A 24,261-nucleotide genomic window follows, 5' to 3' on the forward strand; every position below is an offset into this window, starting at 1 on the left:
TATCGGCCGGCGTCGGTCACCTAGGGCGCCGGGGCCCCTCAGTCCAGCCGGCGTGCGGTGCCCAGCAGTCCCGCCTCGGCGTCCGTCGGCCGGGTCGTCACCAGCCGGCTCTCCCGCCGTGTGCACCAGAGGGTGGCCCCGTCCTCCAGGGCGGGCAGCGCGCGGACCGCACCGGCCGGCAGCCGCATGAGGTGCCCGACCTGTTCCGCTTCCTCGGGCGATACGCGCTGGACGCCGACCAGCGACGACTTCTCCAGCAGACCGGGCGCCGCCGGGCCCAGATACGGCAGCAGCGTCACCACCGACTGCCACGGCCCCGGCACGGCCCGCCCGCGCGGCGGCCGCATGCCGCAGTCCCGCACCACGACGACCGGCGAGGCCGCCGACGCGCCTGGCGGGGGCACCCGGCCGACCTCGTGCAGTGCCACGCAGCCACCTCCGGCGGCCCGCGCCAGGCCCGCCCAGGCAGGCGCCCGCCCCGTCTCCACCACGATCCGCACACCCGTGGCCGCTGCCCGCAGGACGAGCACCTGTGCCGTCCAGAGTCCGCCGACGAGCGTGATGTCGTACGCGGACGGCCGGTTGAGACCGAGTACGGCGGGGAAGCCCCGCTCGTCCACACCGATCACCACCCCGTCGTCGCCCACCGGCAAAGTCAGCGAATCCAGTTGCTCGGGTCCAATGGTGTACCGCCGCCGGCGCGGGCCGACGGGCCCGAAGCCCAGCCTGCCGCGCCCGCGCCCGGTCGGCGCGGTCAACGCGCCCTCCCCAGCGGCAGCGTGGCGAGCACCCCGGGCAGCTGCTCGCGGTCGAGCCGCACGAGCGAGATCCGGACCCCGCGCGCGACTCGCTCCAACTCGCCTCGTGAGAAGCGCAGTTCCTCACCGCTGTGGGCGCTGATCCGGAGGTAGCCCGCGGCTGCGACCTCCTGCCGGTCGCCCCGCGCCAGGGTGAGGCTGAACGTCGTGGCCAGCGCCGGGACCGAGGTGAGCAGCGCGACGAGCCGGGGCATCGGCGCGCTGCCGGAGCGCGGCCAGCGGCGCACCCAGTACGCCGTGTGCCAGCGCCCGTCGCAGATCCAGGTCCGCGAAGACTCCCGGGTGCGGCGGACGGGCGGCGCGGAACCGTCGGGGCGGGCCGTCGCCGCGAGGTCCGCGCAGGCCGCAGTGGCCAGCGCCTGGTCGAGCTCCGGCTCCGTCAGCACCGTCGCCCCGAACCCCGCCCCGGTCAGCCGGCCGGACAACTGCTCGGCCACCCGCAGGAGGCACCGCTGCGCCCCGGTGAGGCCGCCGCCACGAGCCCGTACGGCACCCGGGCAGAGTTCCGGGTCGAGCGTCAGCGTGATCCAGGTCAGACGCACCGCCGGTGCCCCCGTACGGGCCTGCAGTGGCGCGTAGTTGAGCGTGGCGAGCGCATCGCCGGGGAGATGCGGGGCGGGGGCGGGCCGGGTGTGCTGCACGATCCGCGCCGACTCCAGCCGGATGCCGTCGACGTCCATCACCTCCCGTACGAGCCCCGGCGGCAGCGGCCGCACCGTCCGGTCCGCCCGGAGCACCGTGTCCTCCGCGTCGACCCGGAGCACCACGGTGAGGTGCGTACCGTCCCCGACCATGCCGACCGGCCGCCGGTCGCGGTGCGTGAACGAGCAGGTGTGCAGGGCCGGTAGGCACTCGGTCAACGGGGAGACGGCGCCCGTCACCGGCGGCCGCGCGGCGGCTCTCCGGGTCCGCATCCGCAACGCGACGACCGTGCCCAGCCACGCCGGGAGGGAGCGGCGGCGCCTGCGCGCGGCGGCGAGGACCACGAGCGCCGCGGCCGTCATCCCCGCGGGCCCCAGCAGTACGGGCCCGATGACCCAGGCGCACAGCAGTACGGCGGCCGCGATTTCGAACAGCACCAGTTGTTGCAATCGAAAAGTTCCGATCGGTCCCGCGCGCCGGTTCCAGCGCGCGCCGCCCCTGGTCGCCATCGTGACATGCCCCCGTCCATGCCGGCCCGTCCCGCGCCGCGCCCGTCCCGCCGGGGCCTCCGACGGGACCGCACAGCGTACCGCTCCTCATTCAACGCGCAGGCCCAGGCGGCATAGTGGTCGCCGGTGGCGGGAAGCGCCGCCGGGCTGAGCGCCCGCCGGTGTGCGGCACGGGCGGACAGGGAAGGCGGGCCGGGCCATGGTGACCCGACGGGACGAGCTGAACGCGTACACCTTTGCGAAGAGAAGGGCCTTGTCCGCCTTCCTCCGGCCCTCACCCTCCGGCTCCGTCGAGGACGCCCCGCGCCCCCTGCGCGCCGTCCTGCCGGGCGTCCTCACCGGCGCCCTGATCCTCGCGGGCTTCGGGGGCTACGGCATGTTCCGCCCGGTCGCCCCCAAGGGCTGGGACCGCCCCGGCACCAAGGTCGTCGTCGGCAAGACGTCGACCACCCGCTACGTGGTGCTCAGCACCGGCCGGGGCACCCATCGCCGTACCCGGCTGCACCCCGTCCTGAACCTCGCATCGGCGCGGCTGCTGCTCGCCCCGGACACCTACGGCGTCGTCCAGGTCGCCGACGACGTCCTCGACGACGGCAAGCCCCCGCGCGGCCCGGTCCTGGGCATCCCGTACGCCCCCGACCGGCTCCCCGACGACAAGGACGCGGGCACCGACAAACGGTGGGCCGTCTGCGTACGCCCCGGAGCCAAAGGGACCGGTGTGCAGAAGGCCGCCTTCGTCCTCGCCGCCCGCGACCACCGGCTCACCGAGGGCCCGGACCGGCTCACCGGCGGCCAGGTGCTCTACGTACGGGACCCGCACGGCACCCGGTACCTCGTCGACGCCCGGGGCACCACATACCGCGTCGACGAAAGGCCCGCCGACCTCGGCCACCTCACCGACGCGCTCGTCGGCGGCGCCCGCCCGCAGCCCGTCACCGGCGAGTGGCTGGCAACCCTGCACTCAGGCAGCCCGGTCGCCTTCCCCGTGATCCCCGGCCGGGCTGGTGCCCCCGCCCACGTCGAGGGCCACCTGTCCGCGCGCGAGAACCGCATCGGCGCGGTGCTGCGCACCAGGACCGGCGCTGGGACGGCGTACTACGTGGTCCTCGACCGGAAGGTCCGGCGGATCTCGGGCTTCACCGCCTGGCTGCTCGTCAACTCCCCGCAGACCGCCGCCCTCGACCAGTCCGGCTCCGCCTACCCCGTCGGACTGCAGGACTTCGTGCCCGACCCCGCACCCTTCACCGGCCAGGCCGCTCACTGGCCCGCCCGCAAGACCGTCCCGGTCGACACCGCGCACCGGAACACCGTCTGCTCCGTACTGCGCGGGACGGACGGCAGGGGCCGCACCACGCTGAGCACCTGGGCGGGCACCGCGTACCCCGCTTCCGTCGGCGCGGGCGGCACGAACACGTACGTCACCCCCGGCAGCGGGCTCCTGTACACCCAGGTGCGGGGCCGGCAGACCAGGCCCGACGGATCACTCTTCCTGGTGACGGACACCGGACTGAGGTACGCGGTTCAGGGGAACGGCGACGGCGATCCCGGGCACCCCGCGCCCGGCACCGAAGCGCCCTCCGGCGCCGCACCCCGCGGCACCGGCGGCACCGGACACGGCAACGAGGCGCAGATCCGGCTCGGCTACGGCACGGTGCGGCCCGCCCTCGTACCGGCCGCATGGTCGGAGTTCCTGCCCAGGGGCCCACGGCTCGACACCACCAGCGCGCGCCGCCCACAGGGTTCCTGACAGCGGAGGAGAACGAGGAGCCATGGCGTACCGGACGACGACACGGCTGGCAGCGGCCGTCGCCGCGCTGACCGCCCTGGCCGTGGCCCAGCCCGCACGAGCGGCCACCGGCCCGGACGGCGGGACGTGCGCCATCCCGGCGAAGCGGCAGTTCGAGGGCCGCCCCTGGGCATTGCAGCGTGTGCTCCTGGACGAGCTGTGGCACGACACCCGCGGCGAGGGCGTCCGCGTCGCCGTCATCGACACCGGCGTGGACGACACCCACCCCCAGCTGACCGGCGCGGTCGACCCCGCCGCCGGCGCCGACCTGCTGGGACGCGGCGACGGCACCAGCGACACGGTCGGCCACGGCACCGAGGTCGCCGGCGTCATCGCCGCCCGCCCCCGGGAAGGCACCGGCTTCGTCGGACTCGCCCCCGGGGCCACCGTCATCCCCATCCGCCAGAACGACGCCCGTGACAGCGGCACCGACGCGTCGATGGCCGCCGCGATCGTCCACGCCATCGCCCGTGACGCACAGGTCATCAACATCTCCCAGGAGACCACCCTGCCGCGCACCGCCGACTCGGCCCTGGGCCGCGCGGTGGCCGAGGCCGTCCGCCGGGACATCGTGGTCGTCGCCTCCGCCGGCAACAACGGCATGGACGGCACCCGCACGCCCACCTATCCCGCCGCCTTCCCCGGCGTCCTCGCCGTCGCCGCGTCCGACCGCGACAACGAACGCGCCCCCTTCTCCCGGCCGGGGGACTTCGTCGACATCGCCGCGCCGGGGGTGGACATCGTCTCCACCGTCCCCGGCCACGGCCACTGCACCGACAGCGGGACCAGCTTCGCCGCCCCGTACGTCAGCGCGGTCGCCGCACTGATGCGCGCGAAGTACCCGGGCTGGACGGCCACGCAGATCGCCGCCCGTATCGAACAGACCGCAGAACGCTCCGTCAACGGCCGTGACGACTTCGTCGGATGGGGTGTAGTCGACCCGGTCCGCGCACTGTCCGGCGACGACACCCCGCAGGACGCCCCGCGCCCCGACGCGCCGCCCACCGGGGCCCGGGGACCCGACCCGGCGCCCCTGCCGACAGGGGAGACCGCGCAGCAGCGCGACCGGCGCCGCGCCGCCTGGGCCATGGCCCTCGCGGTCCTGCTGACCGCCGCGGTGGCGGGCGCGGCGGCCGTCGCCCGGGACCTCCGCCGGCGCCGCACGAGATGAGCCCGACCGGCTGCGACCGGCCACTCCGCACGCCCGCGCGGCGGTTCGGAGGTGGCCGGGGCCGTGTGCCGGACTGGCTAGCCTGAGCCGCCTGAACGGCCCAGAGAGAGGACCTCGTATGACCAGCCCCGCGAGCGGATTCGCGCTTGCCGACGATCCGGTCGTCCAGGCCAGGAACAAGATCGTCCACACGGCCGAGGCGGTGTCCCGGCAGGCCCGGGAGCTGGCCGACGTCCTCGCGACGGTCGGAGCCGGCTGGACCGGCGCCGGCGCCTCCGGATTCACCTCGGCCCAGCTCGTGATCAACGAGGACCACGACGAGATCCGCCGCCTCCTCGGCGTACTGCTCCACGCCGTGGACGGCACCAGGAACCTCACCAACGCCAACGACGAGGAGGTCCGCGCGGCGTTCAAGTCGGTGCGCGAACCGGCCTCCACGGGCGGCTCCTCCGCCCTCAACGGCGTCTGAACCGGACGACGTTCCCCCACACGACCGGAGGAAACCCGATGGGGCACGACCCGCACACCAAGGTCAGGTACGAGAGCGTCCAGGAGGTCGCCAACCGCATCCGCGCCGTCTCGCGGAACATCTGCCAGGACCTGGAGGAGATGGACACCGCGCTCAAGGTCGTCACCGACACCTGGGACGGACAGGCACACGCCGAGTACGTGACGCTCCAGCACAAGTACCGCAGCAAGGCCGACCACATGAGGGGCCGGCTGGAAGAGGTCGCACGGATCATCGAGACCGGCAAGGACCACTACCGGGCCACGGACCTCAGGTCCTCACGCCTGTTCACCGAGGCGTACTGAGCCGGCCGGGGCCGGACGCACGAAGGGGGCACGTTCACCCGAACGTGCCCCCATGCGTACCCGGCCCATGACTACGGCAGGTCGAACTCGCCGTCCCTGGCGCCCAGGACGAAGGCGTGCCACTCGGCCTCCGTGTACCTGAGCACGGTCTCCGGGTCCAGAGAGGACCGCATGGCCACCCCGCCGCCGGGAAGGTGCGCGATCTCGACGCGCTCCTCGTCCTGCTCGGTCCCGGGCGCACTCAGCCACTCCACCCCAGAGATGTCGAGTGCGTACAGCTCGTCCTTCTCCGCCTGCGTGCCCATCGTGAGGGTTCCTTTCCGTACCTGACTCTGCACGGCACCGTACAGGCAACGCGGCAGCCCGGAAGCCGGTCCGCGGAACCCGCGCTCCCGCGCTCCGGGCCGGTGACGCTCATCCCCGTTCCGGCAGCCAGCCGGTCTGCACGAGCCTGTTGCCGCCGCGCCGGGTCGCCAGGCACGCGCGCCCCGGCGGCATCGGACGCCCGCGCACCGACCCGACGAGGTCGCCCTCCGCCGGGTCGCCCGACAACACCACGCCCTGCGCGCCCAGCTCCTTGACGCGCTGGAGGAACGGTTCGTACATAGCGCGCGAAGCCCCGGCGCAGGTGCGCGCGACGACGAATCGCACCCCGGTGTCACGGGCGAACGGCAGACAGTCGGCCAGCGCGGCCAGCGGGCTGCCCGTACCCGTCGCGACCAGGTCGTAGTCGTCGACGACGACGAAGATCCGCGGCCCCGTCCACCAACTGCGCTCCCGCAGCTGCCGGGGCGTGACGTCCGCCGGCGGCCGGCGCCGCGCGAACACCCCGGCCAACGCCTCCATATGCGTCCTCAGCGCGTCCGGAGTCGGTGCGTACTCCAGCAGATGACTCTCCGGCAGCGCGCCCAGCAGCCCCCGCCGGTAGTCCCCGACGACGAACTTCGCCTCGTCGGGGGAGTAGCGGCGCGCGATCTGCCGGGCGAGCAGACGCAGCAACGCCGTCTTCCCCGATTCACCGTCACCGAAGACCAGCAGGAAGGGATCGGTGTCGAAGTCGACGAACACCGGCTCCAGATCGGTCTCCGCGATGCCGATCGCTACACCCCGCTCGGGGAACTCGTCACCCTTGGGCAGCTGCTCGGCGGGCAGCACGGCGGGCAACAGCCGTACGGGAGGTGCCGGAGGCCCCGCCCAGTCCGCCCGGACCCGCCCGACCAGCGCCGCCGTACGGTCCGCGAGGCACGCGGCGTCGTCCGCCCGCCCGGTGCACGGCAGCGCGGCCATGAAGTGCGGCCCCTCCGCCACCTGGCCACGGCCCGGCACACCGGCGGGCACCTGGGCGGCCACCTTCCGGTCGAGCTCGGAGTCCGACACGTCACCGAGCCGCAGTTCGAGCCGCCCGGTCAGCTGGTCCTTCAGCGCGGCCCTCACCTCCAGGTAGCGGGCGGCCGTGAGGACCACATGCACGCCGTATCCGAGGCCGCGGGCGGCGATGTCGGTGACGACCGGCTCCAGCTCCTCGTACTCCGTACGGAAGCCGCCCCAGCCGTCGACGACCAGGAAGACGTCACCCCACGTCTCACCGGGCAGCCCGCCGCGCTCCCGTTCGCGCCGGTACACGGCCATGGAGCCGACGCCCCGCGCGCGGAACAGCTCCTCGCGCCCCCGCAGCACCCCCGCCACCTCGGCGACCGTGCGCCGCACCCGCTCGGGGTCCAGCCGGGAGGCGATCTGCCCCACATGCGGCAGACCCGAGAGCGAGGCGAGCCCGCCACCGCCGAAGTCCAGGCCGTAGAACTGCACTTCGCGCGGGGTGTGGGTGAGCGCGAAGGACATGACCAGCGTGCGCAGCACCGTCGACTTCCCGGACTGCGGCCCGCCGACCACCAGCATGTGCCCCGCCGCCCCCGAGAAGTCCCGGTGCAGCACCTCGCGCCGCTGCTCGAACGGCTTGTCGACGAGCCCCAGCGGAACGGTCAGCCCACCGGGTTTGCCGTCCCCCGTAACGGTGAAGCCGCGCTCCGGGTCCGTCGCGAGATCCGGCAGCAGCTCGTCGAGACCGGGAGCCCGGTCCAGCGGGGGCAGCCACACCTGATGGGCGGGCACCCCCTGTCCCACAAGGCGCCGCACCACCACGTCGAGCACGGTGTCGGCGAGGGCGTCCTCCTCGCGGGCCGGGGGAGCGGAGGCCGGGGCGACGGACACCTCCGCCACGGGCACCGGCAGCGCACGGAACAGCGCCGCCGCTTGCCCGCCCGGCACCCGTCCCACCGCCGCCCCAGGGCCGTCCGGGCGGTACGGCCCCGAGACGTACGCCGCCTTGAAGCGCGTCACTTCCCGCGTACCGGCCTTCAGAAACCCCGAACCGGGCACCGACGGCAGGTCATAGGCATCCGGCACCCCCAGCGCGGCGCGCGACTCCTCCGCCGAGAACGTCCGCAGCCCGATCCGGTACGAGAGATAGGTCTCCAGACCGCGCAGCCTGCCCTCCTCCAGACGCTGGGACGCCAGCAGAAGGTGCACCCCCAGCGACCGGCCGATCCGGCCGATCCGGATGAACACGTCGATGAAGTCGGGTTTGGCGGTGAGCAGTTCGGAGAACTCGTCGATGACCAGCACCAGCGAGGCCAGCGGCTCCAGAGCGGCGCCCGCCGCCCGCGCCCGCTCGTAGTCGTGGATACCGGCGAAGTTGCCCGCCGCCCGCAGCAACTCCTGACGGCGCTGGAGCTCACCGCGCAGCGCGTCGCCCATCCGGTCGACCAGCGCCAGGTCGTCGGACAGATTGGTGATCACGGCCGCCACATGCGGCATCCCCGCCATCCCGGCAAAGGTCGCACCGCCCTTGAAGTCCGCGAGCACGAAGTTCAGCGTCTCGGAGGGATGGGTGACCGCGAGACCGAGCACCAGCGTCCGCAGCAGTTCGGACTTCCCCGATCCCGTCGCTCCCACACACAGACCGTGCGGCCCCATCCCGTCGAGCGCCGCCTCCTTCAGGTCCAGCACCACCGGGCCGCCGTCCTCACCCACCCCGATGGGCACCCGCAGCCGCTCCACCACCGGACGCGGCCGCCACGTCCGCTCCACCTCCACCGCACCCGCGTCGCCCAGCTCCAGCAGATCCGTGAAGTCCAGCTCGGCCAGCAGCGGCCCGCCCTCGTCCCGCCCACCGGCCCGCAACGGAGCCAGCCGCCGGGCCAGCGCCTCCGCCGCCGGCAGCGACAGCCCGTCCGGCACGCCCTCCTCCCGCTGCGCACCGGACCCCACCCCCAGCACACCGGAACGCACCAGCACGGACAGACCACCACGCGGCCCCTCCGCCTCACCCGGAGCCACCTCGATCAACGTCACCCCCTGCACACCCCCGGCCGCACCCAGCACCGAACCGGGCGCCACCCCGGCCCCGTCCAGGACCACCACCACATGCGGCCGGTCCGGCGGAGCCGCCCCCTCCGGCCCGAAGCGCCCACGTCCCTCCAGCAGCCCGCCGAGAAGGGGCTCCAGGCCGGCCGGCTCCCGTACGAACAGCCGCTTCGCACCGGCACCGTCCACCTCGCCCGGCAGCTGGACGTGCGGCAGCCACTTCACCCAGTCCCAGCACCCCACCGCCTCCCGAGCCGCCACGACCGCCACCACCAGATCCCGCGGCGAGTGCAGCGTCACCAACTGCGCCACCAGCGCCCGCGCCACCGCCCGCACCGGCTCCGCCGCACCGCCCAGCCGCACCCGGTACGCCTTCCGCAGCGAGACACACACCGGCAGGCCGTCCACCCGGCCGTGCACCGCCACGAACCGCCGCACCGCCTCCCCGCACACCGGGTCCGGCTCACCCGAAGCCTCCTCCGGCACACATAACGGAGTCGCGAGCAGCCGCCTGCCGAGCCCGATCCGCACCAGCCCGAAGTCCGCGTCACCGGGCCGCCGCTCCCACACCCGGCTGCCCTCCGAGACCAGCGACCACAGCTGATCCGGAGCGGGATGCGTGTACAGCAGCCCGTCGCGCTGCGCCCGCGCCGTCCGCCGCACCGCACGGCGGACCCGTGCCAGCCGGCCGAGGTAGTCGCGCCGCACATCCGCCGTGCGCCCCTGCGTCCCGCGCCGGTAGCGGACGACCTGGGCCACCACCATGGCCAGCGTCGACACCAGCATCAGCACACCCATCACCCGCATGAACCGCGGCGCCTGGGGCGAGAAGAAGAACACCACCGACGAAGCCATGCCCAACACGGGAAGAAGCTGCATCAGCACCCCCTCGCGCTGCCCCCGCGGCAGCACCGGAGGCGGCTCCAACAACACCTCCTTCGTGGGAACTTCCGGCGGCAGGACACGGGGCGGACGCTTCACGACGATCTGGCTCACCGGTGCATCGATCCTTGGGTGCGGTCAGGTGTGGGAGGGGACGCGAGGGGGAAGAGCCGGGCGGCCGGACCCCCGTGGGGCGCACACGCCCCCGCTCGAAGCGCCCGTGATCCTACGCACTGTCAGCCTTCGCCCGGTTCCGCCCGATAGGGTGACCGGCCCATCGTGCGGACACCGCCGACCAGCGACGAAGAGGGGCCCCCGACACGTGAGTCCGACCGCAACGAACGGCTTCCGCCGGGTCACCGTCGTCACCCCCGACAGCCGGGTCGACGTCGCCCTGCCCGAGGACATCGCCGCCGCCGACGTCTGGCCGGAGATCCTCCGCCTCACCGGCCCGGCCGGCGCCCCCACCGCACCCCCCGGCCACCACCTCGTGCGACTCGACGGCACGGTCCTGGACGGCGCCCGCACCCTCGCCGCGCAACGCGTCCTCGACGGCGAACTCCTCACCCTGCGGCCCTTCGCCGCCTCGCTGCCCCCACCCGTCTTCGACGACGTCGCGGACGCCATCGCCTCCGCCGCCGGCCGCGACCGCCACCTCTGGAGCGACGACCTGCTGCGCGGCGCCGCCCCCGCGGCCGGCGCCCTGCTGCTCCTCATGGCCGCCCTCGTCCTGTGGCAGGCCGACCCGGTCCGCCACGACATGCACGGCCCGTCCGGAGCCGTCGCGGGCACCGCCGGACTCCTGCTCATCACCGTCGCCGGGGTACGCGCCCGGGTCTACGCCGACCGCGCCACCGCTGCGGCGCTCGGCCTCGGCGCCCTGCCGCTCGTCCTCCTCGCAGGCTCCGGCCTCATCGCCCCCGACCCGGACCGGGGAGCCGGCCGGCTGCAGTTCCTGCTCGGCTGCGCCGCCGTCCTCGTGGTCTCCGCCGCCCTGACGGCGCTCGCCCCGCGCGCAGACGCCCCCTTCGCCGGCGCCGCCTTCCTGTCCGGCACCGGCGCGCTGGCCGCCTTCGCCGCGATCCTCACCGAGGCCTCCGCCACCGCCACGGCCGCGGTCTGCGTGCCCGCCGCCCTCGGGCTCATCGCGTTCCTGCCCGGCCTGTCCGCCCGTTTCGCCCGCCTCCCGACCGGGTACACGCGGCCCCGGCCCGCCGGTCCGCTCGTCGATGAGGACACGGACCCGGAAGCGGACGCGGAGCCCGTAGACACCCGTTTCGTCGCGGACCGGGCGCGGCGCGGCCACGAACTGCTGCTCGGCCTGGCCGGCGGCTGCGCGGGCCTGGCCGCGGCGGCCGCCGCCGTACTCGGCGCGTCCGGCGACACCTGGGGCCGCCTCCTCGCCCTCACCGCCGGGCTCGCACTGCTGCTGCGCGCCCGCCTCTTCCGCCACACCGCCCAGGTCGTCTGCCTGCTGGTGGCGGGCATCGGCGCCCTCGCCGCCCTGGTCACCGGCCTCGCCCTCGCCGTCCACGGGGACGACCCGGCCCCTCAGCCCCGTACGACCGCACTGTGCGCGGCACTCGCCGCCGGCGCCGTGCTCCTCGCCGCCGCGGGAGTCACCGTCCCGCGCAAGGGCCTCTCCCCGTTCTGGGGCAGATTCCTCGACCTCGCGGAGAGCGCGCTCCTGCTCTCCCTCGTCCCGCTCTGCCTCGCCGTCCTCGACCTCTACGCACGCGCGAGGGAGCTCACCGGCTGACATCCGTCGGGGCCGGTCCGGGCGACTGGTAGTCTGGCTGTGGCCGTTTGTGTACGCGTTCCCGGTTCGCTCTGGGAACTGCGCTCATCGGACCCTCGCTCCCGAGTCACCCAAGCTCCCCTGAGAACCAGACCAGGGGCACTCGTGGGCGCATCGAAGACCAAGAGGAGTACCGCGTGCCGCTCGACGCCGCTACGAAGAAGCAGATCATGACCGAGTTCGCGCAGAAGGAGGGCGACACCGGTTCCCCCGAGGTTCAGGTCGCCATGCTCTCGCGCCGCATCTCGGACCTGACGGAGCACCTCAAGACGCACAAGCACGACCACCACTCCCGTCGTGGTCTGCTGATCCTGGTCGGCCAGCGTCGCCGCCTCCTGCAGTACCTGGCCAAGAAGGACATCCAGCGCTTCCGTGCGCTCGTCGACCGCCTCGGCATCCGCCGCGGTGCGGCCGGCGGCGCCAAGTAAGGACGCTGCGCAAGGGAGCGGTTCCCTCACTCAGGGGGCCGCTCCCTTTGCCGTACGTGCGGTACCGGGGGCAACCTCAGTAACCTGGACGTACAACAACAGACGAGGAGAGGCGCCGCACGGCCGCCGCCGGTCCTCGGTAGTGGCCCCCGGGACATCGCCCGGGAGCTTCGATCGAAGACCGGCCCCGCACACACGGCACGCCTCTCCGCTCCGTCCGGCGCCACACGGGCGCCCGGACGAAAGACGACGAGTATGGAGAATTCACTAGTGGAGAACGAGACCCACTACGCCGAGGCCGTCATCGACAACGGCACCTTCGGCACCCGCACCATCCGCTTCGAGACGGGCCGCCTGGCCAAGCAGGCCGCCGGCTCCGCCGTCGCGTACCTGGACGACGACACGATGGTGCTGTCGGCCACCACCGCTTCCAAGCGGCCCAAGGACAATCTCGACTTCTTCCCCCTCACGGTGGACGTCGAGGAGCGGCAGTACGCCGCCGGCAAGATCCCCGGCTCCTTCTTCCGCCGTGAGGGACGCCCCTCCGAGGACGCGATCCTCACCTGCCGCCTGATCGACCGCCCGCTGCGCCCCTCCTTCAAGAAGGGCCTGCGCAACGAGATCCAGATCGTCGAGACGATCATGGCGCTCAACCCCGACCACCTGTACGACGTGGTCGCGATCAACGCCGCCTCCGCCTCCACGATCCTGGCGGGCCTGCCCTTCTCCGGCCCGATCGGCGCCACCCGCGTCGCCCTGATCAAGGGCCAGTGGGTCGCCTTCCCGACGCACACCGAGCTCGAGGACGCCGTCTTCGACATGGTGGTCGCCGGTCGCGTCCTGGAGGACGGCGACGTCGCGATCATGATGGTCGAGGCCGAGGCCACCGAGAAGACCATCCAGCTCGTCAAGGACGGCGCCGAGGCCCCGACCGAAGAGGTCGTCGCCGCCGGTCTGGAAGCCGCGAAGCCCTTCATCAAGGTGCTCTGCAAGGCCCAGTCCGACCTCGCCGCCAAGGCCGCCAAGCCCACCGGCGAGTTCCCGGTCTTCCTCGACTACCAGGACGACGTCCTGGAGGCCCTCACCAAGGCCGTCAGCACCGAGCTGGCCAAGGCGCTCACCATCGCCGGCAAGCAGGAGCGCGAGGCGGAGCTCGACCGCATCAAGGAGATCGCGGGCGAGAAGCTCCTCCCGGCCTTCGAGGGCCGCGAGAAGGAGATCTCCGGTGCCTACCGCGCGCTGACCAAGAAGCTGGTCCGCGAGCGCGTCATCAAGGACAAGGTCCGCATCGACGGCCGCGGCGTCACGGACATCCGTACGCTCGCCGCCGAGGTCGAGGCCATCCCGCGCGTGCACGGCTCCGCCCTGTTCGAGCGTGGCGAGACCCAGATCCTGGGCGTCACCACCCTCAACATGCTCCGCATGGAGCAGCAGCTGGACACCCTCTCCCCGGTGACCCGCAAGCGCTACATGCACAACTACAACTTCCCGCCGTACTCCGTCGGTGAGACCGGCCGCGTGGGCTCGCCCAAGCGCCGCGAGATCGGCCACGGCGCGCTCGCCGAGCGCGCGATCGTGCCGGTGCTGCCGTCGCGCGAGGAGTTCCCCTACGCGATCCGCCAGGTCTCCGAGGCGCTGGGCTCCAACGGCTCGACGTCCATGGGCTCGGTCTGCGCCTCCACCATGTCCCTGCTGAACGCCGGTGTGCCCCTCAAGGCCGCCGTCGCCGGCATCGCCATGGGTCTGATCTCCCAGGAGATCGACGGCAAGACGCACTACGTCGCCCTCACCGACATCCTCGGTGCCGAGGACGCGTTCGGTGACATGGACTTCAAGGTCGCCGGTACGAAGCAGTTCGTCACCGCGCTCCAGCTCGACACCAAGCTCGACGGCATCCCCGCCTCGGTCCTGGCCGCCGCGCTGAAGCAGGCCCGCGATGCCCGCCTCCACATCCTCGACGTGATGAACGAGGCCATCGACGTCCCGGACGAGATGTCCCCGAACGCCCCGCGGATCATCACCGTCAAGATCCCGGTGGACAAGATCGGTGAGGTCATCGGCCCCAAGGGCAAGATGATCAACCAGATCCAGGAGGACACCGGCGCCGACATCACGATCGAGGACGACGGCACCATCTACATCGGTGCCCAGCAGGGCTCGCAGGCCGAGGCCGCCCGCGCCACGATCAACGCGATCGCCAACCCGACCATGCCGGAGGTCGGCGAGCGCTACCTGGGTACGGTCGTCAAGACCACCACCTTCGGTGCGTTCGTGTCGCTCATGCCGGGCAAGGACGGCCTGCTGCACATCTCGCAGATCCGCAAGCTCGCCGGTGGCAAGCGCGTGGAGAACGTCGAGGACGTGCTCGGCGTCGGCGCCAAGGTCCAGGTCGAGATCGCCGAGATCGACTCCCGCGGCAAGCTCTCCCTCATCCCCGTCATCGAGGGTGAAGAAGACGAGAAGAAGGACGACGCCGACAAGTGACGTCCCGTAGTTCCGCGACGACGGCCCGCCCCTCCTCGGAGGGGCGGGCCGTCGCCCGTACCCAAACGCTTCTCAAGGGCAGCAACGGCATCGGCACGGTCCGCCGTACGGTTCTGCCGGGCGGCCTCCGCGTCGTCACCGAGACCCTGCCCTCCGTACGCTCCGCGACCTTCGGCATCTGGGCCAACGTCGGATCACGCGACGAGACGCCCGCCCTGAACGGCGCGACGCACTACCTCGAACACCTCCTCTTCAAGGGCACCGCCAGGCGCAGCGCCCTCGACATCTCCTCCGCCATCGACGCGGTCGGCGGCGAGATGAACGCCTTCACGGCGAAGGAGTACACCTGCTACTACGCGCGGGTCCTCGACACCGATCTGCCGCTCGCCATCGACGTCGTCTGCGACATGCTGACCGGCTCGCTGATCGCCCCCGAGGACGTCGACGCCGAACGCGGCGTGATCCTCGAAGAGATCGCGATGACGGAGGACGACCCGGGCGACTGCGTGCACGACCTGTTCGCGCACACCATGCTGGGCGACACCCCGCTCGGCCGCCCCGTCCTCGGCACGGTCGACACGATCAACGCCCTGGACCGCGGACAGATCGCCCGCTTCTACAAGAAGCACTACGACCCCACCCGCCTCGTCGTCGCCGCCGCGGGCAACATCGACCACGCCACGGTCGTACGCCAGGTCCGCAAGGCGTTCGAACGGGCCGGGGCTCTCTCCCGTACGGACGCCGTCCCCACCGCGCCCCGCGAGGGCTCCCGTGCCCTGCGCACCGCCGGCCGGGTCGAGGTAGTGGGCCGCAAGACCGAACAGGCGCACGTGGTCCTCGGCATGCCCGGCCTGGCCCGCACCGACGAGCGCCGCTGGGCCCTCGGCGTCCTCAACACCGCCCTCGGCGGCGGTATGAGCTCCCGCCTCTTCCAGGAGGTACGGGAGAAGCGCGGCCTCGCTTACAGCGTCTACTCGTACACCTCCGGCTTCGCCGACTGCGGCCTGTTCGGCGTGTACGCGGGCTGCCGCCCGAGCCAGGTCCACGACGTCCTGAAGATCTGCCGCGACGAGCTCGACCGGGTCGCCTCGGACGGGCTCAGCGACGAGGAGATCGGCCGCGCCATCGGCCAGCTCTCGGGCTCCACCGTCCTCGGCCTGGAGGACACCGGCGCGCTGATGAACCGCATCGGCAAGAGCGAGCTGTGCTGGGGCGAGCAGATGTCGGTCGACGACATGCTGGCCCGCATCGGCGAGGTGACACCGGACGACGTCCGCTCGGTGGCCGGCGAGATCCTCGGACACCGCCCCTCGCTGTCCGTCATCGGACCGCTCAAGGACAAGCAGGCCGCCCGTCTCCACGAAGCGGTCGCCTAAAACCTCCGTGCCCAGATCCTCCCGTAAGGAAGCAGAGCAATGAGCAAGCTGCGCGTGGCCGTTCTCGGTGCCAGGGGCCGTATCGGCGCCGAAGCGGTGCGAGCCGTCGAGGCCGCCGACGACCTGGAGCTGGTGGCCGCACTCGGCCGGGGCGACAAGCTGGAGACCCTTGCCGAGACGGGCGCCCAGGTCGCCGTCGAGCTGACCACCCCCGCCTCGGTGATGGAGAACCTCGAGTACTGCGTCGGCCACGGCATCCACGCGGTGGTCGGCACCACCGGCTGGACCGACGAACGGCTCGCGCAGCTCGGCACCTGGCTCTCCGACTCCCCGGAGACCGGTGTGCTCATCGCCCCGAATTTCTCCATCGGCGCGGTCCTCACCATGAAGTTCGCCCAGCAGGCGGCCCGCTACTTCGAGTCCGTCGAGGTCATCGAGCTCCACCACCCCAACAAGGCCGACGCCCCCTCGGGCACCGCCGCCCGCACCGCCCAGCTCATCGCCGCGGCCCGCCGCGAGGCGGACTGCGCCCCCCAGCCGGACGCCACCAGCACCGCACTGGACGGGGCACGCGGCGCCGACGTCGACGGCATCCCGGTCCACTCGGTCCGGCTCCGCGGCCTGCTGGCCCACCAGGAGGTGCTGCTCGGCGGCGAGGGCGAGACCCTCACCATCCGGCACGACTCCCTGCACCACAGCAGCTTCATGCCGGGCATCCTTCTCGGCGCCCGCCGCGTGGTGACCACTCCCGGCCTCACGTTCGGCCTGGAACACTTCCTCGACCTGAACTGACTGGCCCCGCCATGCGCGCAAAGATCACTTACGTCGTCACCGCTGCCGTCCTGGTCTTCTACTTCGTCCTGGTCGGCAGCCGTGGCGTCCTCCTCATCGAACACGGCACGCTGATCACGGTGACCTTCGGGATCGCCGTGCTGGTCCTGCCGGCGATCGGCATCTGGTTCCTGTGGAAGAACACCCAGTTCGTCCGCAGGGCCAACGCCCTGGCCGCCGAACTGGACGCGGAGGGCGGCCTGCCGGTCGACGAGCTCCTGCGCACTCCCAGCGGCCGGATCGACCGGGCCTCGGCCGACGCGGTGTTCGAACGCCGCCGCGAGGAGACGGAGGACACCCCGGACGACTGGCGCTGCTGGTTCCGCCTGGCGGTCGCGTACCAGGACGCCCGGGACACCCCCCGAGCCCGCAAGGCCATGCAACGAGCCATCGCCCTGCACCGGTCGGCCCGCCCCGCCCCGCCCGAATCCAGCCCGTCCGGCGTTTGAGGACAAAAAAAGCCGTCCGGCGATTGAGGACACCTCACTCACCGGACGGCCAGGCGCACCGCTACCGCGGCCGGTACTCATCCCCCCACGCCTCGATCGTGTCGGCGGCACGATCGAACGCCTCCCCCCGCGCAAGGAAATCCGCGTTGGAGTCCGTGAGCAGCGGCGGCACCGCGTCCCCGCCCTTGCGGACGACGATCAGCGCCTGACCCTGCACGGTACGGGGGAGCCCGAGCCACTTCACCGGCTGCTGAACCGTCCGTACGGCGGTCGCCCGGCTCCACGGCACGGTCGTCGTCCGGAAGAAGCCGACGCGGCGCACACCGTGCCGGCTCACCCAGGCGCCGATGCGCAGCATCCGCAGGGCGCACAGGATGATCGCGAGGGCGAGCGCCAGGCACGCCCCCGCTCCGGGCAGCGCTCCGGCGAACGCGGTGATCATCCCGGCGAACAGGATGAACGAGGCGAGCAGCAGCAGACCGGCCGCGGCGGCGACCCGCCACGGACCGGGACGGTAGGGCCGCCGCCAGTTGTCGTGGTCGTCGAACGGCAGCGCGACGTCCTCAGCGCTCGCGTCAAACGCGCGGTCGGCCGTCAGGAAGGGCAGGGGCACGACTGATCCTCACTCACAAGCACGCTCGATTGCTGTGCCCGGTGAGGCTACCGAGGAGATGCCCGGACGGACCACCCCAGGGGGTCCGTCCGGGTCAGCGCCTGTGCGAGGCCTCGGTCTGCTGCGTGTGCGAGGGTGACTCCCCGGACCCCAGCGCCGGCAGGCCGAGGAGCAGCGATCCTACGAGGCCGCCGGTGACGGCGAGACCGACCAGGACGCGGCCCGCCCGCTCGGAGACGGTACTGCGGGGGCGGGGCGGCGGGGTGACGTTACTGCGGAATCGGTCGGCCTCGGCTACGAACGAGAACGGGACGGATTCACGCCGGCGGAACATGGGTGGCTCTCCTCGGAGTCTCTTTCGGGTGGTACGGGGCGGTGCTACCGGGTCAGACGTGCAACGGGCCCGTTCGGTGCCCGATTCCCCGGTTCGTCCGAAGAAATCATAGAAAGCCACGACCGGAACTGAGCCACTGGTTCCGGCCCGTAGAGTGGTCGCCGCCCGAGCGACACCATCGGAAGGACCCCCTCGGTGACCGACACCCCCGAGCCCACAAAGGCCCACTTCCGCAGCGATGTCACCGTTGACCTGGTGAAATCCGCCGCGGGCGACGCCGACGTACTGTTCGCAGCCCGTGTCTCCACGGCCGGCGAGCAGTCCCTGGAGGAGGTCGCCAAGGACCCCGAGCGCTCCAAGGGGCTCATCAATTACCTGATGCGGGACCGGCACGGGAGCCCGTTCGAGCACAACTCGATGACCTTCTTCATCAGCGCCCCGATCTTCGTGTTCCGCGAGTTCATGCGGCACCGCGTCGGCTGGTCGTACAACGAGGAGTCGGGCCGCTACAGGGAGCTGCAGCCGGTCTTCTACGTCCCCGACACCTCCCGCAAGCTCATCCAGCAGGGGCGCCCGGGCAAGTACGAGTTCGTCGAGGGCACTCCGGAGCAGCACGCGCTCACCAGCCGCGCCATGGAGGACTCGTACCGGCAGGCGTACGAGGCGTACCAGGAGATGCTGGCGGCGGGCGTGGCCCGCGAGGTGGCCCGCGCGGTGCTGCCGGTCGGCCTGTTCTCGACCATGTACGCCACCTGCAACGCCCGCTCGCTGATGCACTTCCTCGGCCTGCGTACGCAGCACGAACTGGCCAAGGTGCCATCGTTCCCGCAGCGGGAGATCGAGATGGTGGGCGAGCAGATGGAGGCCCACTGGGCGCGCCTCATGCCGCTCACCCATGCAGCCTTCAACAAAAATGGACGCGTCGCCCCATAGGGCGGTGTCCGTATTGCGGCGTTTCGAGAAGTTCATCTAGGCTGATCAAACGGACCCGGCACTGCTTGAACCCCCGAGCAGGCAGTGCCGGGCTCCTCTTGCTTGTCCCCCCGAGGGGGCACCGTGCGCCGAGCAACGAGTAGCGTGTTACCCATGGCTCCGATCTCCACTCCGCAGACCCCCTTCGGGCGGGTCCTCACCGCTATGGTCACGCCGTTCACGGCGGACGGCGCTCTCGACATCGAGGGCGCGCAGCGGCTCGCCACCCACCTGGTGGACGCAGGCAACGACGGCCTGATCATCAACGGCACCACCGGCGAGTCCCCGACCACCAGCGACGCGGAGAAAGACCAGCTCGTCAGGGCGGTCCTCGAAGCGGTTGGCGACCGGGCGCACGTCGTCGCCGGAATCGGCACCAATGACACCCGTCACAGCATCGAGCTGGCCCGCACCGCCGAGCGCAGCGGCGTCCACGGCCTCCTCGCCGTGACCCCGTACTACAACAAGCCGCCGCAGGAGGGCCTGCTGCGGCACTTCACCGCCATCGCGGACGCCACCGGCCTGCCGGTGATGCTGTACGACATCCCGGGCCGCAGCGGTGTGCCGATCGACACGGAGACGCTCGTCCGGCTCGCCAAGCACCCCCGCATCGTCGCGAACAAGGACGCCAAGGGCGACCTCGGCCGCGCCAGCTGGGCCATTGCCCGGTCCGGCCTCGCCTGGTACTCCGGTGACGACATGCTGAACCTGCCCCTCCTGTCGGTGGGCGCGGTCGGCGTCGTCTCCGTCGTCGGCCACGTCGTCACGCCGGACCTGCGGGCGCTCATCGAGGCCCACCTCGGCGGGGACGTACAGAAGGCGACCGAGATCCACCAGAAGCTGCTGCCGGTCTTCACCGGCATGTTCCGCACCCAGGGCGTGATCACCACCAAGGCCGCCCTGACGCTGCAGGGCCTCCCGGCGGGCCCGCTCCGCCTGCCCCTGGTCGAGCTCTCCGCGCAGGAGACGGCCCAGCTCAAGATCGACCTCGCCGCCGGCGGGGTAGAGCTCTGACAACGGACTTCACAACTGAATACGCGCTTCACCCCAGCACCACCCAAGACAACAGCAAGTGCACGAATGACATGCGCGCCACGTGCCCAAGCGGTACGTGGCGTGCGTGGTAAGGAGAGTCTTTTGAGTCATCCGCATCCTGAACTCGGCACCCCGCCGAAGCTCGCCAAGGGCGCCCTTCGGGTCACCCCGCTCGGCGGTCTCGGTGAGATCGGCCGGAACATGACGGTCTTCGAGTACGGCGGCCGCCTGCTCATCGTCGACTGCGGTGTCCTCTTCCCCGAGGAGGAGCAGCCCGGCATCGACCTGATCCTGCCGGACTTCACGACGATCCGGGACCGCCTCGACGACGTCGAGGGCATCGTCCTCACGCACGGCCACGAGGACCACATCGGTGGTGTCCCGTATCTGCTGCGTCTGAAGCCGGACATCCCGCTCATCGGCTCCAAGCTGACCCTCGCCCTGATCGAGGCCAAGCTCCAGGAGCACCGCATCCGCCCGTACACCCTGGAGGTGGCGGAGGGACAGCGCGAGCGCATCGGGGTCTTCGACTGCGAGTTCGTCGCCGTCAACCACTCCATCCCGGACGCCCTCGCGGTCGCCATCCGGACGCCCGCCGGCATGGCCGTCGCCACCGGTGACTTCAAGATGGACCAGCTCCCGCTGGACGGCCGCCTCACCGACCTGCACGCCTTCGCCCGGCTGAGCGAGGAGGGCATCGACCTTCTGCTCTCCGACTCGACGAACGCCGAGGTCCCGGGCTTCGTACCGCCCGAGCGGGACATCCAGAACGTCCTGCGCAACGTGTTCGCCAACGCGCAGAAGCGCATCATCGTGGCGAGCTTCGCCAGTCATGTGCACCGCATCCAGCAGATCCTGGACACGGCCCACGAGTACGGCCGCAGGGTCGCCTTCGTCGGGCGTTCGATGGTCCGGAACATGGGCATCGCCCGCGACCTGGGCTACCTGAAGGTCCCCGCCGGTCTTGTCGTTGACGTCAAGACCCTGGACGACCTGCCGGACGACGAGGTCGTGCTCGTCTGCACCGGTTCGCAGGGCGAGCCGATGGCGGCTCTCTCCCGTATGGCCAACCGTGACCATCAGATCCGCATCGTCCAGGGCGACACCGTCATCCTGGCCTCGTCGCTGATCCCGGGGAACGAGAACGCGGTCTACCGCGTGATCAACGGCCTCTCCCGCTGGGGCGCCAACGTCGTCCACAAGGGCAATGCCAAGGTCCACGTCTCGGGCCACGCCTCGGCCGGCGAGCTGCTGTACTTCTACAACATCTGCCGGCCGAAGAACCTGATGCCGGTCCACGGCGAGTGGCGCCACCTGCGGGCCAACGCCGAGCTCGGTGCCCTCACCGGGGTACCGAAGGACCACATCGTCATCGCCGAGGACGGTGTGGTCGTCGACCTCATCGACGGCAAGGCCAAGATCGTCGGCAAGGTCCAGGCCGGATACGTGTACGTCGACGGCCTCTCGGTCGGCGATGTAACCGAGACCTCGCTCAAGGACCGCCGCATCCTCGGCGACGAGGGCATCATCTCGGTGTTCCTGGTCGTCGACAGCACCTCGGGCAAGATCGTGGGCGGCCCCCACATCCAGGCCCGGGGCTCCGGCATCGACGACGGGGCGTTCTCCGCGGTTGTGCCGAAGATCGAGGAGGCGCTCAACAAGTCGGCCCAGGACGGAGTGATGGAGCCCCACCAGCTCCAGCAGCTCATCCGCCGCACGGTGGGCAAGTGGGTCTCCGACACCTACCGCCGGCGCCCGATGATCCTCCCCGTCGTCGTCGAGGTCTGACCCTCCGACAGGCACGAACTCCGGAGCGGGGCCCCCGATTTGCATCGGGGCGCCTCGCTCCAGTACGTTTACGTCTCCACCTCACCGGGAAGCAGCGAGCGCACTTGTGCGCCCTGAAGTCTCGAAGGGGGTGGGAATTCCGACTCAGAACTTCTGATAAAGTCGGAGTCGCCGGAAAGGGAAACGCGAAAGCGAAGAACTGGAAAGCGAAAACTGCTTGACCCGCTTCGACCGGGAGTCGGACACGAAAGAGTCTGATAGAGTCGGAAACGCAAGACCGAAGGGAAGCGCCCGGAGGAAAGCCCCAGAAAATGTTCTGAGGGTGAGTACAAAGGAAGCGTCCGTTCCTTGAGAACTCAACAGCGTGCCAAAAGTCAACGCCAGATATGTTGATACCCCGGCCTGCTACGGCAGGTTGGTGGTTCCTTTGAAAGTCCTGCGGAACCTTCGGGTTCGGCAGGCAAAAACACAGCGAGGACGCAGTGGACGACGGGTCTTATTCCGATCTTGTCGTTCCGCTCTCGTGATGTGTTGTCCCGATTACGGGAAAACATTCACGGAGAGTTTGATCCTGGCTCAGGACGAACGCTGGCGGCGTGCTTAACACATGCAAGTCGAACGATGAAGCCCTTCGGGGTGGATTAGTGGCGAACGGGTGAGTAACACGTGGGCAATCTGCCCTTCACTCTGGGACAAGCCCTGGAAACGGGGTCTAATACCGGATAATACTTTCCTCCTCCTGGAGGAAGGTTGAAAGCTCCGGCGGTGAAGGATGAGCCCGCGGCCTATCAGCTAGTTGGTGGGGTAATGGCCTACCAAGGCGACGACGGGTAGCCGGCCTGAGAGGGCGACCGGCCACACTGGGACTGAGACACGGCCCAGACTCCTACGGGAGGCAGCAGTGGGGAATATTGCACAATGGGCGAAAGCCTGATGCAGCGACGCCGCGTGAGGGATGACGGCCTTCGGGTTGTAAACCTCTTTCAGCAGGGAAGAAGCGAAAGTGACGGTACCTGCAGAAGAAGCGCCGGCTAACTACGTGCCAGCAGCCGCGGTAATACGTAGGGCGCAAGCGTTGTCCGGAATTATTGGGCGTAAAGAGCTCGTAGGCGGCTTGTCACGTCGGTTGTGAAAGCCCGGGGCTTAACCCCGGGTCTGCAGTCGATACGGGCAGGCTAGAGTGTGGTAGGGGAGATCGGAATTCCTGGTGTAGCGGTGAAATGCGCAGATATCAGGAGGAACACCGGTGGCGAAGGCGGATCTCTGGGCCATTACTGACGCTGAGGAGCGAAAGCGTGGGGAGCGAACAGGATTAGATACCCTGGTAGTCCACGCCGTAAACGTTGGGAACTAGGTGTTGGCGACATTCCACGTCGTCGGTGCCGCAGCTAACGCATTAAGTTCCCCGCCTGGGGAGTACGGCCGCAAGGCTAAAACTCAAAGGAATTGACGGGGGCCCGCACAAGCAGCGGAGCATGTGGCTTAATTCGACGCAACGCGAAGAACCTTACCAAGGCTTGACATACACCGGAAAGCATCAGAGATGGTGCCCCCCTTGTGGTCGGTGTACAGGTGGTGCATGGCTGTCGTCAGCTCGTGTCGTGAGATGTTGGGTTAAGTCCCGCAACGAGCGCAACCCTTGTTCTGTGTTGCCAGCATGCCCTTCGGGGTGATGGGGACTCACAGGAGACTGCCGGGGTCAACTCGGAGGAAGGTGGGGACGACGTCAAGTCATCATGCCCCTTATGTCTTGGGCTGCACACGTGCTACAATGGCCGGTACAATGAGCTGCGATGCCGCGAGGCGGAGCGAATCTCAAAAAGCCGGTCTCAGTTCGGATTGGGGTCTGCAACTCGACCCCATGAAGTCGGAGTTGCTAGTAATCGCAGATCAGCATTGCTGCGGTGAATACGTTCCCGGGCCTTGTACACACCGCCCGTCACGTCACGAAAGTCGGTAACACCCGAAGCCGGTGGCCCAACCCCTTGTGGGAGGGAGCTGTCGAAGGTGGGACTGGCGATTGGGACGAAGTCGTAACAAGGTAGCCGTACCGGAAGGTGCGGCTGGATCACCTCCTTTCTAAGGAGCACTTCTTACCGGGCTTTGCTCGGTCAGAGGCCAGTACACCGGCGAATGTTCGGTGCTGGTTGCTCATGGGTGGAACGTTGA

The 24,261-nt window shown here is 70.7% G+C and carries 19 protein-coding genes and 1 rRNA gene; 14 read left to right on the top strand and 6 right to left on the bottom strand.

From position 1 onward, the window contains the following. Positions 1-38: 38 nt before the first annotated feature. On the bottom strand, positions 39-758 hold the full coding sequence (locus OG242_RS24500; RefSeq protein WP_405900197.1) for a hypothetical protein: 720 nt from the start codon (positions 756-758) through the stop codon (positions 39-41). Beyond that, a complete protein-coding gene (gene eccE, locus OG242_RS24505; RefSeq protein ID WP_405901716.1) occupies positions 755-1,909 on the bottom strand; it encodes a type VII secretion protein EccE in 1,155 nt (384 codons plus the stop codon). The genes OG242_RS24500 and eccE overlap by 4 nt, the downstream gene beginning before the upstream one ends. 259 nt (positions 1,910-2,168) lie before the next feature. Between eccE and eccB the strand changes: the two genes are divergently transcribed. From eccB to OG242_RS24525, 4 genes are all read left to right on the top strand, one after another. Next, on the top strand, positions 2,169-3,716 hold the full coding sequence (eccB, locus tag OG242_RS24510; RefSeq protein ID WP_405900198.1) for a type VII secretion protein EccB: 1,548 nt from the start codon (positions 2,169-2,171) through the stop codon (positions 3,714-3,716). Positions 3,717-3,738: 22 nt separating this feature from the next. Then, positions 3,739-4,926, top strand: coding sequence for a type VII secretion-associated serine protease mycosin (gene mycP / locus OG242_RS24515; RefSeq protein ID WP_405900199.1), 1,188 nt, complete (start codon positions 3,739-3,741; stop codon positions 4,924-4,926). 118 nt (positions 4,927-5,044) lie between these two features. Beyond that, positions 5,045-5,395, top strand: a complete 351-nt coding sequence (locus tag OG242_RS24520) for a hypothetical protein (RefSeq protein ID WP_405900200.1) — start codon at positions 5,045-5,047, stop codon at positions 5,393-5,395. A 38-nt stretch (positions 5,396-5,433) separates the two neighbouring features. After that, positions 5,434-5,739 (top strand): WXG100 family type VII secretion target, encoded by a 306-nt coding sequence (locus OG242_RS24525; protein ID WP_405900201.1) that lies wholly within the window; start codon positions 5,434-5,436, stop codon positions 5,737-5,739. 71 nt (positions 5,740-5,810) lie between these two features. Here OG242_RS24525 and OG242_RS24530 read toward each other — a convergent pair whose 3' ends face one another. Next, positions 5,811-6,044 (bottom strand): DUF397 domain-containing protein, encoded by a 234-nt coding sequence (locus OG242_RS24530; RefSeq protein ID WP_405900202.1) that lies wholly within the window; start codon positions 6,042-6,044, stop codon positions 5,811-5,813. A gap of 109 nt (positions 6,045-6,153) precedes the next feature. Then, complete coding sequence (eccCa, locus tag OG242_RS24535) at positions 6,154-10,098, bottom strand: type VII secretion protein EccCa (protein WP_405900203.1); 3,945 nt, start codon at positions 10,096-10,098, stop codon at positions 6,154-6,156. 208 nt (positions 10,099-10,306) lie between these two features. Here eccCa and eccD point away from each other — a divergent pair, with 208 nt between their 5' ends. The 6 genes from eccD to OG242_RS24565 all read left to right on the top strand — a co-directional run bounded on the left by eccD (position 10,307) and on the right by OG242_RS24565 (position 17,350). Continuing rightward, positions 10,307-11,743 carry a type VII secretion integral membrane protein EccD gene (gene eccD / locus OG242_RS24540; RefSeq protein ID WP_405900204.1) on the top strand — a complete coding sequence of 479 codons (1,437 nt, stop codon included), beginning with the start codon at positions 10,307-10,309 and terminating at the stop codon, positions 11,741-11,743. Between the two features lie 176 nt (positions 11,744-11,919). Continuing rightward, the gene (rpsO, locus tag OG242_RS24545) at positions 11,920-12,210 is read left to right on the top strand and encodes a 30S ribosomal protein S15 (protein ID WP_018551846.1); all 291 of its coding nucleotides are present in this window, start codon (positions 11,920-11,922) and stop codon (positions 12,208-12,210) included. Between the two features lie 270 nt (positions 12,211-12,480). Beyond that, positions 12,481-14,694, top strand: a complete 2,214-nt coding sequence (locus OG242_RS24550) for a polyribonucleotide nucleotidyltransferase (RefSeq protein WP_405901717.1) — start codon at positions 12,481-12,483, stop codon at positions 14,692-14,694. Beyond that, positions 14,691-16,070: a M16 family metallopeptidase gene (locus tag OG242_RS24555; RefSeq protein ID WP_405900205.1), complete on the top strand. Its 1,380-nt coding sequence runs from the start codon at positions 14,691-14,693 to the stop codon at positions 16,068-16,070. Before OG242_RS24550 ends, OG242_RS24555 begins: the two co-directional genes overlap by 4 nt. Before the next feature lie 39 nt (positions 16,071-16,109). After that, the gene (gene dapB, locus OG242_RS24560; protein WP_405900206.1) at positions 16,110-16,862 is read left to right on the top strand and encodes a 4-hydroxy-tetrahydrodipicolinate reductase; all 753 of its coding nucleotides are present in this window, start codon (positions 16,110-16,112) and stop codon (positions 16,860-16,862) included. A gap of 11 nt (positions 16,863-16,873) precedes the next feature. Next, complete coding sequence (locus tag OG242_RS24565) at positions 16,874-17,350, top strand: hypothetical protein (protein ID WP_405900207.1); 477 nt, start codon at positions 16,874-16,876, stop codon at positions 17,348-17,350. 61 nt (positions 17,351-17,411) lie between these two features. Here OG242_RS24565 and OG242_RS24570 read toward each other — a convergent pair whose 3' ends face one another. Beyond that, positions 17,412-17,963, bottom strand: a complete 552-nt coding sequence (locus OG242_RS24570) for a hypothetical protein (protein ID WP_405900208.1) — start codon at positions 17,961-17,963, stop codon at positions 17,412-17,414. 94 nt (positions 17,964-18,057) lie between these two features. Next, complete coding sequence (locus tag OG242_RS24575) at positions 18,058-18,297, bottom strand: hypothetical protein (RefSeq protein ID WP_405900209.1); 240 nt, start codon at positions 18,295-18,297, stop codon at positions 18,058-18,060. A 195-nt stretch (positions 18,298-18,492) separates the two neighbouring features. Between OG242_RS24575 and thyX the strand changes: the two genes are divergently transcribed. The 4 genes from thyX (at position 18,493) to OG242_RS24595 (ending at position 24,171) form a co-directional block, all read left to right on the top strand. Beyond that, the gene (gene thyX / locus OG242_RS24580) at positions 18,493-19,230 is read left to right on the top strand and encodes an FAD-dependent thymidylate synthase (RefSeq protein WP_018521479.1); all 738 of its coding nucleotides are present in this window, start codon (positions 18,493-18,495) and stop codon (positions 19,228-19,230) included. Between the two features lie 153 nt (positions 19,231-19,383). After that, on the top strand, positions 19,384-20,283 hold the full coding sequence (dapA, locus tag OG242_RS24585; protein WP_405900210.1) for a 4-hydroxy-tetrahydrodipicolinate synthase: 900 nt from the start codon (positions 19,384-19,386) through the stop codon (positions 20,281-20,283). A gap of 123 nt (positions 20,284-20,406) precedes the next feature. Next, complete coding sequence (locus tag OG242_RS24590; RefSeq protein ID WP_132899706.1) at positions 20,407-22,092, top strand: ribonuclease J; 1,686 nt, start codon at positions 20,407-20,409, stop codon at positions 22,090-22,092. Positions 22,093-22,645: 553 nt separating this feature from the next. Then, a 16S ribosomal RNA gene (locus OG242_RS24595) occupies positions 22,646-24,171 on the top strand. Positions 24,172-24,261 lie beyond the last annotated feature (90 nt).

It is taken from the genome of Streptomyces sp. NBC_00727 (assembly GCF_045161745.1).
In the GTDB taxonomy this organism is placed as follows: domain Bacteria; phylum Actinomycetota; class Actinomycetes; order Streptomycetales; family Streptomycetaceae; genus Streptomyces.